15 protein-coding genes, 1 tRNA gene and 1 riboswitch are annotated in these 16687 nt (G+C 58.8%); of the genes, 7 read left to right on the forward strand and 9 right to left on the reverse strand.

What is annotated here, in order from left to right:
- Positions 1-170: 170 nt before the first annotated feature.
- Positions 171-244: transfer RNA gene (locus tag ACTZWX_RS06030), tRNA-Gly, on the reverse strand.
- A gap of 71 nt (positions 245-315) precedes the next feature.
- Here ACTZWX_RS06030 and ACTZWX_RS06035 point away from each other — a divergent pair.
- The 3 genes from ACTZWX_RS06035 to ACTZWX_RS06045 all read left to right on the forward strand — a co-directional run bounded on the left by ACTZWX_RS06035 (position 316) and on the right by ACTZWX_RS06045 (position 3197).
- A complete protein-coding gene (locus ACTZWX_RS06035) occupies positions 316-2028 on the forward strand; it encodes a potassium/proton antiporter (protein ID WP_444713164.1) in 1713 nt (570 codons plus the stop codon).
- A 123-nt stretch (positions 2029-2151) separates the two neighbouring features.
- Positions 2152-2706 carry a L,D-transpeptidase family protein gene (locus ACTZWX_RS06040; protein WP_444713165.1) on the forward strand — a complete coding sequence of 185 codons (555 nt, stop codon included), beginning with the start codon at positions 2152-2154 and terminating at the stop codon, positions 2704-2706.
- A gap of 209 nt (positions 2707-2915) precedes the next feature.
- Positions 2916-3197, forward strand: a complete 282-nt coding sequence (locus ACTZWX_RS06045; RefSeq protein WP_061331332.1) for an Lpp/OprI family alanine-zipper lipoprotein — start codon at positions 2916-2918, stop codon at positions 3195-3197.
- Between the two features lie 66 nt (positions 3198-3263).
- Here the strand turns inward: ACTZWX_RS06045 and ACTZWX_RS06050 are convergent, their stop codons facing one another.
- From ACTZWX_RS06050 to ACTZWX_RS06085, 8 genes are all read right to left on the reverse strand, one after another.
- Positions 3264-4052, reverse strand: coding sequence for a slipin family protein (locus tag ACTZWX_RS06050; protein ID WP_152436995.1), 789 nt, complete (start codon positions 4050-4052; stop codon positions 3264-3266).
- Between the two features lie 42 nt (positions 4053-4094).
- Positions 4095-5540 (reverse strand): NfeD family protein, encoded by a 1446-nt coding sequence (locus tag ACTZWX_RS06055; protein ID WP_444713422.1) that lies wholly within the window; start codon positions 5538-5540, stop codon positions 4095-4097.
- 37 nt (positions 5541-5577) lie between these two features.
- Positions 5578-6330, reverse strand: coding sequence for an SDR family oxidoreductase (locus tag ACTZWX_RS06060; RefSeq protein WP_444713166.1), 753 nt, complete (start codon positions 6328-6330; stop codon positions 5578-5580).
- Positions 6331-6373: 43 nt separating this feature from the next.
- Entirely contained in the window at positions 6374-7414 is a 1041-nt protein-coding gene (locus ACTZWX_RS06065; protein WP_444713167.1) for a L,D-transpeptidase family protein, read from the reverse strand.
- A gap of 60 nt (positions 7415-7474) precedes the next feature.
- Positions 7475-8044, reverse strand: coding sequence for a TMEM165/GDT1 family protein (locus ACTZWX_RS06070; protein WP_444713168.1), 570 nt, complete (start codon positions 8042-8044; stop codon positions 7475-7477).
- Positions 8045-8128: 84 nt separating this feature from the next.
- Positions 8129-8234: riboswitch (yybP-ykoY riboswitch) on the reverse strand.
- Between the two features lie 46 nt (positions 8235-8280).
- Complete coding sequence (locus ACTZWX_RS06075) at positions 8281-9672, reverse strand: MDR family MFS transporter (RefSeq protein ID WP_444713169.1); 1392 nt, start codon at positions 9670-9672, stop codon at positions 8281-8283.
- Between the two features lie 3 nt (positions 9673-9675).
- Positions 9676-10101 (reverse strand): MarR family transcriptional regulator, encoded by a 426-nt coding sequence (locus ACTZWX_RS06080; RefSeq protein ID WP_058092884.1) that lies wholly within the window; start codon positions 10099-10101, stop codon positions 9676-9678.
- 162 nt (positions 10102-10263) lie between these two features.
- Positions 10264-11547 carry an MFS transporter gene (locus tag ACTZWX_RS06085; RefSeq protein ID WP_444713170.1) on the reverse strand — a complete coding sequence of 428 codons (1284 nt, stop codon included), beginning with the start codon at positions 11545-11547 and terminating at the stop codon, positions 10264-10266.
- Positions 11548-11796: 249 nt separating this feature from the next.
- On the opposite strand from ACTZWX_RS06085, the gene ACTZWX_RS06090 reads away from it, so the two are divergent.
- From ACTZWX_RS06090 to ACTZWX_RS06105, 4 genes are all read left to right on the forward strand, one after another.
- The gene (locus tag ACTZWX_RS06090) at positions 11797-12699 is read left to right on the forward strand and encodes a helix-turn-helix transcriptional regulator (protein WP_444713171.1); all 903 of its coding nucleotides are present in this window, start codon (positions 11797-11799) and stop codon (positions 12697-12699) included.
- Positions 12700-12708: 9 nt separating this feature from the next.
- Positions 12709-14475, forward strand: a complete 1767-nt coding sequence (locus tag ACTZWX_RS06095) for an ExeM/NucH family extracellular endonuclease (protein ID WP_444713172.1) — start codon at positions 12709-12711, stop codon at positions 14473-14475.
- Between the two features lie 106 nt (positions 14476-14581).
- Complete coding sequence (locus tag ACTZWX_RS06100; protein ID WP_444713173.1) at positions 14582-15469, forward strand: alpha/beta fold hydrolase; 888 nt, start codon at positions 14582-14584, stop codon at positions 15467-15469.
- A gap of 144 nt (positions 15470-15613) precedes the next feature.
- Positions 15614-16657, forward strand: a complete 1044-nt coding sequence (locus ACTZWX_RS06105; protein ID WP_061331343.1) for an AraC family transcriptional regulator — start codon at positions 15614-15616, stop codon at positions 16655-16657.
- Positions 16658-16687 lie beyond the last annotated feature (30 nt).

Below are 16687 nucleotides of genomic sequence, written 5' to 3' on the forward strand. Positions count from 1 at the left end.
CAGCCCGAGTTATCAGTGATCAGTTGGTTCAGGACCTCTCTGTATCAGCTGGTCGCGGTTAACTGCACCTTCAGATTGTCGAACGCTACTACTAAGTGGCACTCGGACCAATGGATGGGGGAAGACCTTATGATCTCTCCCGGCCACATCTGCCTCCACTTGAAAGAAAGTGGAGCGGGCGATGGGAATCGAACCCACGTCGTAGGCTTGGGAAGCCTCTGCTCTACCATTGAGCTACGCCCGCCTGCATAATGATTGCCACAGCAATATAGGCCCGGACCAGCGTCCGGGCAAGTCCCTTTGGTCAGGAGTCTGATGGATCCCACGTTTACTCTGATTGGCGCCTTGATGCTTGTATTCAGCATCGTTCTCAGCCCGCTTTCAAGCAGGGTCGGCATGCCGGTGCTGCTGGTTTTTCTGGCTGTCGGCATGATGATGGGCGAAGACGGACCGGGCGGCATCCAGTTCAATAACTTTGAGCTGGCTTTTCTTATCGCCAATCTTTCACTGGCTGTTATCCTGCTGGATGGCGGAATGCGCACCCGGGTAGAGACCTTCCGGGTAGGTCTGCGGCCAGCCCTGGTACTTGCCACCCTTGGCGTTGCCCTGACCGCGGGTGGCGCGGCCATCGTGGCATGGTGGGTATTCGATTTGCATTGGATGATGGCTTTGTTGATCGGGGCCATTATTTCCTCAACCGATGCCGCCGCTGTCTTTTCTCTGCTGCAGGGCCGGGGCCTGCACCTGAACGAGCGGGTCAGTGCCACCCTTGAGATCGAGTCTGGCAGTAACGACCCGATGGCCATTTTTCTCACCCTGATGCTGGTGACCTTGATTGGCCAACATGAGCAGGGGTCCGTTCTCTCGGGCCTGATCATGCTGGTACAACAGTTCGGCATCGGCGCTGCAGCCGGCGTTCTGGGTGGCTTTCTGGTGGTGGAACTGGCCAATCGGATGCGTCTGACCCCCGCGCTGTACCCCCTGCTGGTGGGCGCGGCCGGCATTTCGGTGTTTTCTGCCACCAACGCTATCGGTGGCAGCGGATTCCTCGCCATTTACCTGTGCGGTGTGGTTATCGGAAACCGCCATGTCCGGATGATGCCAATGATTCTTCAGGTGCACGACGGCATGGCCTGGCTGGCACAGCTCTGCCTGTTCCTGATGCTCGGCCTGCTGGTGAGCCCATCAGACCTGATCCCCCTGGCAGGTGCCGGTTTGGTGCTGGCCCTGGCACTTATCTTTGTTATTCGGCCATTAACCGTGCTGATCACACTCTGGCCATTCGGCTTCAACCGGCGGGAGCTGGGCTTTATCAGCTGGGTGGGCCTGCGAGGCGCGGTGCCCATTGTCTTGGCGTTGTTCCCGATCATTGCCGACCTGCCGGATGCGCAACTGGTGTTCCATGCGGCGTTCTTTATCGTTCTGGTGTCGCTGATTGTGCAGGGCACCACCATGGCACCTCTCGCCCGCAAGTTGCGGCTTGAAGTTCCCGCTGGCGAAGATCCCTACCGTCGGCTACCACTGGATGCGCCTGCCGCTGGCGACCATGAGCTGATGCTGTTTCCACTCCGGGGCAAGGGTTGGGACAAGCCCAGAGCCCTTGGCCAGCTGCGCCTGCCGGAGAACACCGCCGTAGCCGGGGTGTTTCGCGACCGCACGTGCCTTCAGCCCACCAAGGACCTCGAAGTGACCGCCGGCGATATGTTGGCGATGTTCGCCACGCCGTCGGTTCTGCCCGATCTCGGCAAGGCACTGAGCGGGCGGCAAGCTCCGAAACACCTGGCAGAACGAGCCTTCTTCGGCGACTTCGTGCTGAACGGAGATGCCTTGCTCGGCGATGTGGAACAGGTCTATGGTATCGAATTCGACGAGTTGCCTCCGGAGTTGTCGCTGGCCGAGTGTTTCGCCAAACGCACCAAGGGGCATCCGGTCGTTGGCGACACCGTCATATTGGGGCCAGTCACGCTCGTGGCCCGGGCCACCGAAGCCGACCGGGTAACCAAGGTTGGCCTGAAAATGGATGCGTGACGCCCGTCCGGTTTGTGCAGGAAAACCAAAAACCGTAACAAAACCCCTTATCAATCCTCCTGCTGGCTATGTTATAAACACTCGTGAACAAAGTTTAACCATCCAGCGACCTGTGCCAGCATCATGATCTTCAGAGTTTTTCTATCACTAATGCTTGTCGTATTGCCCGCCATGGCCAGTAGCTCGGAGTTGCTGGCCCGGGCTGATACCCGCATGGCCATGCCCGGCAGCGAACCTACGCTTGAAGAGCACCTGAACATCACCAAGGTTCTGGTGCGCAAAAGTGAGCGCAGGCTTTATCTGTTGAGCGGTGAGCACAAGGTGCGCAGCTATCGGATTTCATTGGGAGGCAATCCGATAGGACACAAGCTGTATGAGGGTGACAAACGAACGCCAGAAGGGGATTACATTCTCGATTGGCGCAACGCGAACAGCGATTTCTACAAGTCCATCCATATATCCTACCCTAACGCCCGTGACCGGGAGCTGGCCGAAGCCTGGGGGCTTAATCCCGGCGGCAGCATCATGATCCACGGACTGCCCAACGAAGCGGGCGACCTTGCCTTCGCGTATACCGGCCTGGACTGGACCGAAGGCTGTATTGCGGTCACCAATGAAGAGATGGATGAGATCTGGGCACTGGTCGACAACGGCACCCCCATTCAGATTCTTCCCTGACCACAGAACCCACCCCGTTCATGACGGGAGTATTAAGTTGTTGTCATAGCCTAAGAAAATTTACGTATCCTTAGTTAACATTTTGTCTCTGAGTGTTTTACACTGTTTGACGACTCCGGTAGTCAACGCCTATCGGGCTTAGCTGACAGGAAGTCGTCTTAATGACTTCTGGATCACAGGAAATAAAACGACCAATAAGGGGATTTACCATGCGTAAACTGACGATCGCCGGGTTTGCAATGGCCGCTGCTCTGACTGCAGGTTGTGCCACCACTGAGCAGGGCGCTATCGACGAAGCCAATGCAACTGCAAGCTCCGCCGAGCAAACTGCTAACAACGCTCTGAACACTGCTAACAGCGCTGCAAGCTCCGCTCGCACTGCTCAGCAGACTGCTGAAGAAGCCCTGGCTGCTGCCCGTGCTGCTCAGAAGTCCGCTGACGAAGCGAACGAGCGCGCCAAGCGCATGCTCGAGCGTGCCAGCCAGAAGTAAGGCTGCCGTTTAGCAAAAAAGGCCGGTTCAACCGGTCTTTTTTGTGCTCGTTTGAAAACCTGAATATTACTGCTTCAGCTTATCCGGCCCTTTATTGCCCGACTGATTATCCAAAAAGTTCTTGATCATATCCATCGGCAGCGGGAACACGATGGTGGAGGAGTTATTGTTGCTCATGTCCGCCAGTGTCTGCAGGTAACGTAACTGCATGGCTCCGGAGTTGGCCGACATGACTTCTGCAGCCTCTACCAGCTTCTTGGATGCCTGCAATTCACCCTCGGCGTGAATGATCTTGGCGCGACGCTCGCGCTCAGCCTCAGCCTGACGGGCAATCGCACGAATCATCGACTCATTCAGGTCAACGTGTTTGATTTCCACATTGGCTACCTTGATACCCCAATCCTCGGTCTGGGAATCAATGATTTCCTGAATATCCGAATTCAGCTTGTCTCGTTCAGACAACATTTCGTCCAGGTCGTGTTTGCCGAGCACAGAGCGCAAGGTTGTTTGCGCCAACTGGCTGGTAGCAGCGCCATAGTCTTCGACCCGGATAATCGCTTTCTCGGGGTCAACCACGCGGAAGTACAACACTGCATTGACTCTTACCGTCACGTTGTCTTTGGAAATAACATCCTGGCTTGGGACATCCAGGGTGATCACCCGCAGATCCACCCGGACAATTTGCTGAATTCCGGGGATGACGATGATCAGGCCGGGGCCTTTGACACCCTGAAAGCGGCCCAGGAAAAACACCACACCGCGCTCGTATTCCGGCAGGATCTTGATGGCGGAACCGAGAATCAGAAGCAGCACCACAGTCGGTGCAATATAGGGAATAATGTCACCCAGGTTCATACGGCCTCCTTGATTTGCCGTTGGTTATTACGAATTGCGCGTTCAATGACCTTGATCAGAATCAGGCCTGGCTTCAACTAGAAGGGTCAGCCCATCCATACCGTTTACCTGCACCTGCGTGCCCTTGGTGATCTGATGCGGACAACGGGCATTCCAACGCTCCCCGCTGACTCGGACATGGCCCTTGTAGCCGTCATAAGAGGATTCAAAGTCGTCCAGTGCCACGCCTTTTTCCTCAGCCATGTGTTCGCTGCCACTGACCGGCGTACGGCGTCGCAAACCGATGAAGCGGGTAACCGTCCAGAGAATAAACCCGCCCGCCACAACAGCCGTGCCGCCAACGGTGGGCAATGAGATATCCGTGTGGCTGCCATCCATCAGAATCACCGATCCCGTGACAAAGGCGACTATGCCACCGACACCGAGAATGCCGAAACTAGGTATGAAGGCTTCCCCCACGATGAACGCCAGTCCCAACAGAATCAAGGCAAGGCCGGCGTAATTCACCGACAACACCTGAAATGCAAACAATGCGAGTATCAGACAGATGGCACCGATCACCCCGGGGAACACGGCACCGGGATTCGACAGTTCGAAGATGATGCCGTAGAAACCGATGATCATCAGGAAATAGGCGACGTTCGGATCGGTGATTACCGACAGTAACCGGGTTCGCCAATCCGGTTCTGAACGGACCAGTTCCAGGTCCGCCGTGACCAGCTCCCGCTCGCCTGTAGCCATCTGCACGGTGCGACCGTCGATGGCTTCCAGCAATTCGCGGAGATTGGGCGCCACGACATCGATAACATTCAGTTCCAGCGCCTCGGTTGCGCCAAGGTTGACGGCTTCGCGAACGGCCTCTTCCGCCCAGTCGGCATTCCGACCACGACGCTCAGCCAGGCCACGAATATAACTGACGGCATCCTCCAGAACCTTACGCTCCATGGCGGTGTCGCCCCGGCGTTTCTGCGGTTCGCCAGCCGAGTCGTCGGCACTGGTCTCGGAAGCGTCGTTGTCCCCGGCGGGCTGCTCCGGTTCCTGCTCTGGCGAGCCTGGCAGGCCGCCCATCTGAACCGGCGTTGCCGAACCCAGGTTGGTGGCGGGCGCCATAGCCGCAATATGACTGCCATAGAGGATGAAGGTGCCGGCACTGGCGGCGCGGGCGCCTTGGGGTGACACGTAGGTTGCCACCGGCACCTCGGAGGCGAGGATGGTTTTGATGATTTCCCGCATGGAATCCATCAGGCCACCCGGTGTATCCATTTCCAGAATGACCAGGCCAGCATTCTCCTGCTCGGCCCGCCTGATGCCACGGGTGACATAATCCATGGTAGCCGGGCCGATAGCACCCTCGACCGTCAATACCAGTGCCGTTCTCGGCGTGTCCTGCTGGGCAATCGCCTGCCAGGAAGCCCCGATCAGTCCCAGCAGCCCTCCCAGGAAAAAAATCATGGACCAAAGGGGCAAGCGAAGGTTCTGACGTTGCATCGGGTTTGGCGTCATGGCGATCTCCCAGGCAGAGTGATCAGAATATTCGGGCCAGTAAGGACTCCGGCAGTCGCCCCAGTATGAAACTTATGGGCGTCCAGGGCCAACCTGGCACAAAACGCTCGGCCTTGCCGGACTCAATGGCACGGACCATGGCCCGGCATCCGGTCTTCGCGTCCACGATGAAAGGCGTGTTCTTGACCTTTTCGTTGATCTCAGTCCGGATATACCCCGGATAGAGCGTGGTCACGCGAATGGGAGACCGGCGCTTTTTCAGTTCGACACGCAATCCCTCGCAAAGTGCCGCCAATCCGGCCTTGGTCGCTGCATAGGTGGTGACGTTTCCAGGCATTCCCCGAACGGCCGTTACCGATGATACGGCAACCAGGTGACCATGGTTCTGTGCCCGGAAAATCTCCATGGCGGCTTCTATCTGGGCCAGGGCGGAAACAAAATTGGTTTCTGCGGTCTGCCGATTGGCATCAAAGCGCCCGGTGCCCAGCGGCTGCCCCTTGCCAATGCCGGCATTGACAATGATCCTGTCGAGCGGACCAAACTCCTCCCGGAAAGCCTGAAAAACCTCGGCCACTTGTGCGTGATCATTCACATCCAGGGCCCGCACACTGATCTTCACTCCCGGATAGGTGCCCTCCAGCTCGGCCCGGAGCTGGTCCAGCCGCTCGGTACGACGGGCACACAGGGCAAGGTGATCACCCCGGGCAGCAAACTCCCGGGCCATGCCTTCACCCAGTCCGGAACTGGCTCCGGTAATCAGTATAGTACGACTCATGAATACTCCTGCCGTTTGGTTTTTATTGGTTGCGGCGCCGGGGTCAAAAGTACAGCTTTTGCTCCGGCTCTGCAGGCTCTTCCGGATTGCTTTCCGTCGGCCCCTTATCAGAAGCCACCCGGGTCAGTCGCTCACCGACCATGGTGGGAATGCCATCGGCCTGATCCACCACCAGTTCGATGGACCGGCGCTGGACTTCCACGTCTGGGTGTTGCTGGCGGAAGGCTTCGAGTTTTTCCAGCGTTACACGCCACAGCTGTTCGCGATCCTCGGGCGAGTAATCTTCATGGGGCCGGTGCACTTCAAGCCACACCTCGCCGCCAGACAAGCCTAGCTTGACAGGTTCGCGAATAATCTGGACCGGCGTGCCTTTCTGAACCTGATAGACAAACCGGGAAATGTCTTCGTTATACATGCGGAAACAGCCGGCACTGACCGGCAAGCCGATACCGAAACGCTTGTTGGTTCCGTGAATCAGATAGCCTTTCTCGCTCAGCATCAGAGCATGAGTGCCAAGCGGATTGTCCGGGCCGGGCGGGATCATACGCGGTAGATACTCTCCACGGGCCTCATAGGATGCCCGGATACTGGCCGGCGGATACCACGCAGGCGATTCCAGAGGCATGGTTACCTCTGCGTCGGTCAGCGGTGACGGATTTTCTTCACGCCCAATGCCCACCGGATACACCTGAACGCCATCGTTGGTGAAATAATAGAGCCGATACTCGGCCAGGTTAATCACGATGCCTTCCCGGCGTGCATCGGGCAGCAAGTACATACGCGGCAGAGTAATGGTCGTGCCGTCTCCCGGTAACCAGGGGTCAACACCCGGATTGGCCTTGACCAGCTCCAGATACCCCAGAGCCTCATCATGGCCAATAGCAGCAAAGGTATCCTCATAGCGGGTCGTGAACACCTGCAGCTCCCCCGCCAGATCGCCGTTAAGAGCGAACGTTGGTACCCGTGGCGAACGATCGTTTTGAACCGTTGCAGTGTCTGACGGCTTTTGGTTCGGCGCAGCATTGACAGCTGACGCCAGGGACATCAGGCACACCAGAACGGCGACACATTTTTTCAACCACATATCAACCAGTTCCCATAAACATTCATTCCGGGCCTCTGCTCTGAAAGACACGGTTCCGCGTCAGGAGTTCACCAGGGTGGTCCAGACCGTTACCACCGCCAGCACCACAAACAATACGCTGGCACTGATCCTGGCCGTCGCCAGCGGCAGTCGCTCCATTAGCCAGCGCCCTGCCAGGATCACCGGAATATTGGCCAGGAGCATACCCACCGTCGTGCCGATGATAACCCATAACATTTCCGTATACCTCGCCGCCAGGACCACCGTAGCCACCTGGGTTTTATCGCCTATCTCCGCCAGGAAGAACATTACCGTAGTCGCCCAGAAGGCGCCCATGCCGAGAAACCGAGATTCGGCACTGTCGTCTTTATCCGGTATCAGCAACCACAGGGCGATGGCGACAAAGCTCACTGCGAGAATCCAGGGCAACCACTGGGACGGAATCCAGCTGGCCACCCAGGCCCCCAGCCACGCTGAGAGCGCGTGATTGAGCACGGTCGCAACCAGAATACCAAGAATGATAGGAGTACGCTTTGCGTATCGGGCAACCAGAAAAAGAGACAGGAGCTGGGTTTTGTCGCCAATTTCGGCAATGGCCACGGCAAGGGTTGAAGCGAGGAACGCATCCATTCGAAGAGACCTCAGGGCGGAAATCGTCAAACATGAGACAGCTCACCTTCCGCCCAGTGGAGGTGATCTGCCTCAGGTCTTGCCAATTCCGCGATCAATCACGGAACACGGTAGCCATGGAGAATGAGCTCCAAGTATGTTGACTACCGTCCGCTCCTGTTACCCAGAAGCGAAGGCTACTCCCCCGAAGTTGGGCACATGCTAATGAATCCCGCCGGAAATGGCAACTGGCTACCTTACACCCGCATTTTCCAGACCGGCACGGCAGCCAACGCCACAAACACCGCAACCAGCCACCAGGCCGCCTCGAACGCAGCCGCGGTAGGCACACTGCCCTGATGTTCACCGAACTCGATGGTCAGTGCCACCACATTTACCCCCAGGGCACCCCCGAGTTGGCGGGCGAAATTGATGGTGCTGGACCCGGCGCCCAGCTGTTCCTTGGGCAGTGGATTAAGCGCACCGGTGGACAGGGCCGGCAGCATAAAGCCAATCCCGATCCGGCCCAGCACTGCCCAGAGTACCAGCCAGCCAAAACCAGCGTACTGGCCGGTCAGAGCAAACAGGACGGCGGACAAGGCGAACACCCCGATTCCAAACAGCACCAGGCTGCGGGCGCTGCGTTTGTCTGCCAGCCGGCCCGACAACGGAAAAACAATGCCCAGCACCACCCCGGCGGGCAGCATCAGCAGACCCGCCTCCGTCGCCGAGAAGCCCAGCGTGGTCTGCACAAACAGGGGAATCAGGTAGGTTGAGCCAAACAGCGCCAGCCCAAGCGCCATGGCGCCCAGCGTGGCGAACAGAAACACCGGTTGGCGCAACAGTAGCAGGTTAACCAGGGGATGCTTCGCCGTGCGTTCCCGAAAGACAAAGGCCAACAAAAGGCCAAGGGCCAACGCCCATTGCATCACGATTCGCAGCTCCTGGCCTGGCCAGGCCTGCATTCGGGTCAGGGTATCCAGGGTCAGGGCGATGGTTGCCCCAAGCAGTAACAAACCGGGCAGGTCAAAGGGATAAGGCGCAGGGCGGGAGCGGGGCAGCGGCAGGAACCGCCAGGCCATCCAGACACCCAGAAGGGTGACCGGTGCCGGTGCAAACATCACATAGCGCCAGTTGAACTGGTCCACCAGAAAGCCACCCAGCACAGGGCCCAACGCCGGTGCCAGAATCACCCCCATGCCATAAATGCCCATGGCCTGACCACGCCTGTCTGCCGGAAAAATCCGGAACACCAGGTACATGCCCATGGGTTGCATCAACCCGGCCATGGCACCCTGGCCTATTCTGGCCGCAATCAGCTGTTCAGGAGACTCGGCAAAGCCGCCGACAAGGGAGATGACGGTGAACACCGCCATGGCAACACCCAGGGTCAGGCGCACACCAAACCGGTCCAGCAGCCAGGCGGACGCCAGCATGGTGGTGGTCATGGCGGCGATGAATCCGGTGGCCAGCCAGTGCACCTGGCCCTGGCGAATGCCGAACTCCATCATGATGTCATGGAGCGCAACATTCACCACCGTGGCGCTAAGCACCGTGGCCATGGTGCCAAGGACAACCGTAGCAACGGCCAGCCAGCGCCAGCGTTCGCCGTAACGGGCGGTCAGGCCCTCGACAGAATTATCGATCAAGCGTTACTTCTGCTTCTCGGCGTTATCCATAATTTTGTGGAACACCTTGAGCGCGCATTCGATTTCCTTGTCAGTCACGCCCTCCAGCATCTCTTCACGCAACACAGCGGCCCGCTCGGAGAGCTCATCCATGAACTCGGCACCGGCCTTGGTCAGATGCAACCGGCGAGCGCGCCGATCATTCGGACAGGGGCGCCGCTCAATCAACTCCTGCTGCTCCAGGCTATCAAGCAACCTGACCAGGGTAGGATTTTCAATGGCCATCAGACTGGCCAGTTCGCGCTGGGTAAGGCCTTCACCGCCCTGCTGCAGATACACCATGGTGCTCCAGCGAGCCTGCGTGACCCCCAGGTCTTTCAACCGCTCATCCAGCATCTTGCGCCAGCGGCGGGTAACCCGGGCAACGGCAAACGGGAATTGATCTCTCATGGTTAAACACTCCTGATGGTGATCCGGCATGGGACAAGCAAACGCCACCCCGATAACCGACAAAACACTTACCTTATTGGAAATTCACCAATAGTAAGCTAACCATTGAAATAAAAACAGATATCAGGGTGAAAATATAATTGGGGAAAACCGAAAGGCGCGTCAGCCAGCCTGACGCAACTCTTCCTGCATTTCCTCCACTTCCGGAGATTCGTGGAACTCGGTGTTACGCGGGTCCAGCTCGGAAAGCACCGGAGACGCCTCCGGCATGGCCGGGACAAAGTGCTCCTGCTGCTCCACCGGCACGTCGTCCGTGTGGCTGATCCGGTAACTGGTGATCACTGCCAGCAACACCAGGAAGCCGGCATTGCCATAGAACAGGCCGGAGGGCCCCATGATGTTGATTAACTCCGCCATGGTGATCGGCCCGATCACGCTGCCAATACCGTAGCTCAGCAACAGCGTGGCACTGGCGGCGACAATCCGGTTGCTGTCCATGCGGTCGTTGGTGATGGCCACCGCGATTGGGTAAAGAGTGGCCGACAGACCGGTAAAAAGCCCTACCAGAATGGTGAGCAACGCCAGGCTTGCCGCCCCGAAAACGCCAACCCCAACGGCCGAAGCAGAAGCAATCAGCGCCACCCAGAACATCACCCGGCGCCGGTCAAATCGATCACACACCCGGCCCAATGGCCATGCCAACAACATGGCAGCAATGATGGCGCTGGCCATGAAGGTCGAAGTTCTGGCCACGTCCAGCCCCACTAACGTGGCGTATACCGGCCCCAGTGCATAGAAGCCGCCAATCATGACACCGCTGATCAGCGCGCCAGCGACACCGGAAAATGATTCCCGCCCGAGTTTGAAGATCGACATCCGGTGCACCTGCTCAATCGCCGGCGCTTCCATTCGAGTGAGAGCCAGAGGAATCAGGGCGAGAGTCAGCAGGATGGCCGCCAGCGAAAACGGCAGGAAACTGCCCGGGTCCCCCACGTTGACAATCAACTGGCCACCGGCGGCCGACAAGTAGAAAACAATCTGGTAAACGGCAAACAGCGCACCCCGGTTGGCGTTAGTGGCACGGCTGGAAAACCAGCTTTCAATCACCACCAGCACACCGGCGATGGTGAAGCCGGACAGCACCCGAAGGACCGCCCAGAAAATCATCGACACCGCCATCGGATACATCAGCGACACCACGGCAGCCATGGCAGCAAATGCCGCAAAAGCGCGGATATGGCCAACCCTGCCAATAATCTTGTGGACATACAGGGTGCCAAGGACAAAACCGATGGAATAGCACACCAGCACCCAGCCAATGACATTGGGTGAGACTTCTTCGATACTCAGGCGAATACCCAGCAGCGTCATCAGAAAGGCATTGCCGCTGACCAACAACACAATGCTGAGGATCAGCGCCGAAAGGGAGGTGACCATTCGGGTCATGAGTGGCTCCGGGTATTGGGTTACATCAGGGTGACAGTAAAGAAAAGATAGCAACGTTATGGGTTGTCTGCTGGTGTGTATTTAACCAGCCATCGACAGACGACTCCACTAAGCAGTTGCCGAGACCTCGAACCCAGTAGTGGCGCGGCATTTGACAATGTTTTACATTAATGGGCCGTAACAGAACCTGATAGCCGTAGCGGGTAACATAAACATCAAGCTACTTACTCGGACCGTGAGCGCCTGGTTATGAAGAAAACGGACTGGCCCATTCGCTGGGATTTACTGCTTCGCTATCGACTGATTGAAATCATCGCCTTGTGGGAAGGACGCCTGACCACCAACCACATCTGCCACAGTTTCGGCATTGGTCGCCAGCAGGCATCAAAGGATATCAACACCTACTTGCGGGAACTGGCTCCCGGCAACCTGGTTTACGACCGGCACCTGAAGGGCTATGTGCCGGCAGCCGGTTTCAAACCGGTGGTGACCCGGGGCCAGGTTAGCGAGTATCAAGACCTGCTTGCACGGCAACAGAGCCTGAGCGACACGTTTTCTGACCTGGAGCTTGGTCTGCCGGGCAACGCCGTCATCCCGGAACCGTCCCGGCGCATCGCCCCGGAAACCATGCGGGCCGTGGTTAACGCTACCCGTTATCACCGCCAACTCAAGGCCAGTTACGTGTCCCTGAGCCGACCGGAAGCCGCCGACAGCGTGCTGGAGCCGCATTCACTGGTATGCACGGGTAACAGCTGGCATGTGCGGGCCTGGTGCAATGCCAACCGGGAATTCCGGGATTTCGCCCTGAGCCGTTTTCAGGGCCAGCCGGAGGCACTCAGGCAGAAATCCAGGCACGCCGCACAGCAGGATGAAGACTGGCAACGCCTGGTCACCCTGGAGGTCGCACCTGATCAGCGCCTGACCGAGGCGCAACAACAGATCATTGCCAACGACTACGGTATGGAACAGGGCTGCCTCAGCATTGAAACCCGCGCAGCGTTGGCGCCTTATGTCCTGTCCCGGCTCGGAATTACCTTTGACAATAGCCACCCGGACCCACTGGTGCAGCAGCTGGAACTGGCCAATCCGGACCAGCTTGGCTTTGGCAGCAAGCGCGAACGGGCACTCAAAGCGGTGGCCGGTCTCTGCTAGACTGGCCCGGTGACGACACTTTCCAGACTTCTGCTCAACGCCGCCCTCGGCCTGGCTACCACGCTCTGCGTCCCGACGCAGGCAGTGGCCGAGGCATGTGGCGCGCCGGCCACTGCCATCCACACCATTCAGGGTAGCGGCTCCGCTTCGCTCATGGTCGGGCAAACCGTCACCGTCGAAGGCATCCTCACCCAGGACAGTCGCCACAAAGGTGGTTTTGGTGGTTTCTACCTGCAACAGGCTGACGCTGAAACGGACCAGAACCCGGCCACCTCCGAAGCCCTGTTCATCTACACACGCCAGGCAGCGGGCAAGCCCGGCCAGCGCCTGCGACTGACAGGGATCGTCAAGGAATATCATGGTCTGACGGAACTGGTGGATGTCGGCAAGCTGACAGTCTGCGGCGAGGGCAAGATGCCCCGGCCCATCGAGGTGTCACTGCCCTGGTCACAACCACCGGAAAGTCTTGAGAACATGCGGGTTCGCTTTGCCGCCCCGCTGACGGTTATTGATCACTACAACCTTGCCCTTTACGGCGAACTTACTCTGGCCGCCGAGGATCAAGTCATCCCGACGGAATATCTGGCACCGGGGCCAGCAGCCGTCAGGCAGGCCCGCAACAACCATCAACACCGTGTGTTTCTGGACGATGGCCTGGCCGTGCGCAATCCTGATCCCGTGCCATGGCCACCGGGCGGGCTTGATGGGCGGAATACGGTACGCGCCGGCGATACCGTCTCGCAACTGCAGGGCGTTCTCGATTTTCGCTTTGGCCAGTGGCGCGTCCAGCCAGACAGGCAACCTGTCTTCAAAGCCAGCAACGAGCGCCCGCAACCACCCGGAAGGTCCGATGGCGTCCACCTGCGGGTCGTCACCCTGAACCTGGAGAACTACTTCAACGGTAACGGCCAGGGTGCAGGCTTTCCGACTGCCCGGGGGGCAGAGAGTCTGGCCGCCTTCCAGGACCAGAGCCAGCGGCTGGTGGCAGCTCTCACCTTACCAGACCCGGACATACTGGCAGTCACCGAACTTGAAAACGACGGTTATGGCCCAGACAGTGCCGTTGCTGAACTGGCCGCGCAGCTTGGCGCCGAGTGGCGTTTTGTGGCGACACCCGGCGATGACGGCTCCGACGCCATTCGCAGCGCCCTGTTATACCGGACAGACCGGGCAACCCCTGTTGGCGAAGCCAGTCGACAGCCGTCAGAGCCCATGGGCAGGCCGCCCCTGGCCCAGATGTTCCAGGCCCGGCATGGCGACCAGGTTGTTCGCATCGTAGTGACGCACCTGAAATCGAAGTCCTGTCGGAATGCCAGCGGCAAAGATTCCGATCAGAAAGACGGCCAGGGCTGTTTCAATCATCGCCGCAGCCAGGCTACCGAAACCATGCTCGACTGGCTTGGCTCACTTCCGGCACCGGCCACACTCGCCGGCACCTTGATCACCGGCGACCTCAACAGCTACGCCCAGGAAGACCCGGTGCAGGTGCTTTATCGGCAGGGCTTTACCAGCCTGGTGCACCATTTCCATCCCTGCCAACCGGACCACTGTCCAAACCACAGTTATCGATACCGGGGAGAAAAAGGCACACTGGATTACGCCCTGGCGTCAGCCAGCCTGATGCCCCATGTCACCCACGCCCAAACGTGGAACATCAACGCCGATGAACCCGGGGCCCTGGGCTACGACCAGCCACCTCGGATACCGGTCAGCGGCCCCTGGCGCTCGTCGGATCACAACCCGGTGATTACGGATATCCGGCTGCCATCGCCTTGAACCCGGTTGCCGCACCGACGCCAGATCGGGGCGGGCAGGCAATAGCACCCCACAACAGGGGCGGTAAACTGGAATTCGGATTTACCATCAAGAGGTTGTCGTATCCATGAAAGTCCCGACCCCGAACCTATGGCCGGTCGCCCGCACCGGACAACGCTGGCTGCTGCGCGCACAACGGCAGGAAGCCATTGTAGACGGCCATCGCATGGTGTTTCTGGAACGTGGCAAACCGGCACCCGGGCGACCAACCCTGGTGTTGATACATGGCTTTGCAGCGATGAAGGAAAACTGGGCCTTCTGGATGCAGAAACTCCCTGTAGACTGGCACCTGCTGGTTCCAGACGTACCCGGACTGGGTGAGAGCCAGTACCATGCTGACGCCTGCTACCGCTACGAAAGCCAAGCCCAACGGCTGAGTGAGTGGCTATCCGGCTACGCAACAGATAACCTTCACATTGCCGGCAGCTCCATGGGAGGCGCCATTGCGTCGATTCTGGCCCATAAGCTGGAACAGCCTCCCCGGTCACTGACACTGCTTAACAGTGCCGGCATCCCGGAACATGCGGATGTGGATATTGATGCTCCCTTTGAGTCTGATCGCGATGCCATCCTGATTCCCCAGGACTGGGCCGGGGTCTACCGGATGTTCAACAGTGTGGGCACCGGCAAACCAACGTTACCCGGGCTCGCCATGGCCGGATTACTGGGCCCGGACCTTCTGAACCGCCGACAAGCGCTGAGACACATATTCAACGACATGCTCGCTGACGCCCTTGCCCCGGCCCGGTATCTCGGCCCGGGCACACCACCGCTGCAGGTGCAGTGGGGCGAGAAAGACGTTATCACCCCGACCCGTTGCGTAAACTGGTTCAGAACTGCCACACCAGACGCCGATGTGCATGTATTCCGGGGCGTCGGCCACCTGCCCATGCTGGAAAATCCTGGCCGTTCCGCCAAGGTTCTGGAAACCTTCATCCGGCGCCATAGCCATTGAAATGACTGACCGGAGAGGTACCGAATTGGCCTCTCTGGCCCATTGACCCGTCAATCAAGTCATGGGGCTGGCCCGGGCAAACGGTCATAATCAGCAATACTGAACACCCTTACATAACAAGAACAGTCGCTGACGAGGAAACCCATGCGCGTCTCAGTTTCTACTGCACAGGATCTGGGCATGCCGGCCATCTACCTGCATACCCTGGCCGAATTGCTGCATACCATTGGAGTGGACGAAAGGGATCTCATTCTTCGGGTCGGTCTTGACCCCACCCGCCTGAACTCAACGGAAGTAAGAGTCAGCCAGGCCCAGGCCAGCGAGTTTGTCACCCGCGCCATTATTGAGAGTGGTGAGCCGGGCCTTGGCATCATGCTCGCCCGGGAGCTCAAGCTCCCCCTGCACGGCGCCCTGGGAACGGCGGTCATGAGCAGCCGAACCCTGGAAGAGGCACTGGAGCTGATGACCCGCTACCTGACGCTGCGAGCGCCCCACCTGAAAGTTCAGAAACGGGTATCCGGGCAGAACGCCTGGTACAACGTGACCTGCGACATCGAACTGGGGCCACTGCAGGGATTTGTGCTGGATGCGGTTCTGTTTGGCTGCGTAACCATGGGCGCTCAGTTGACCGGCACCCTGGTACCCGGCACACGGGTGCTTCGGCGCGGGCCAGAGCCCAACCACTTCCACCGCTTTCGCAATCGTATCGGGGTGCCGGTGGAGTATGGCGCAACCGAGAACGCGCTTATCGTGCCCGTCAGCCAGCTTTGCCTGCCGGTGCGATTCAGCGACGACCAGCTTGCCGCCAGTTCACGGGCGCAATGCGAAGAAGCCCTCAAACAATTGAAGGAAGATGCCGGCTTTGCCTGCCGGGTTCGACGGGTCATCGAGACCAGTCATCCGTTTCCTCCAAAACTGGCGCGGGTAGCCGCTACTCTGTTTGTGTCCGAGCGCACCCTGAAACGCCGCCTTCAGGAAGAAGAGGCCAGCTTCCAGCAACTGGTGGATCAGGTTCGCCTTGAACGGGCCAAGGAACTTCTGGAGAACACCGGCATGAACCTGAGCCAGATTGCGGATGCTCTTGGCTATGCCGATGCAGCCAACTTTACCCGGGCCTTCAAGCGTTGGACCGGCCTGAGCCCCAGCCATTTCCGCACCCGTGAAACGGCCCTGCGCCGAACGGCCTGAAGAATAACCGGAGAGTGCCTGCGGGGTTCA

The organism is Marinobacter sp. NSM, assembly GCF_052380025.1.
Lineage (GTDB): Bacteria > Pseudomonadota > Gammaproteobacteria > Pseudomonadales > Oleiphilaceae > Marinobacter.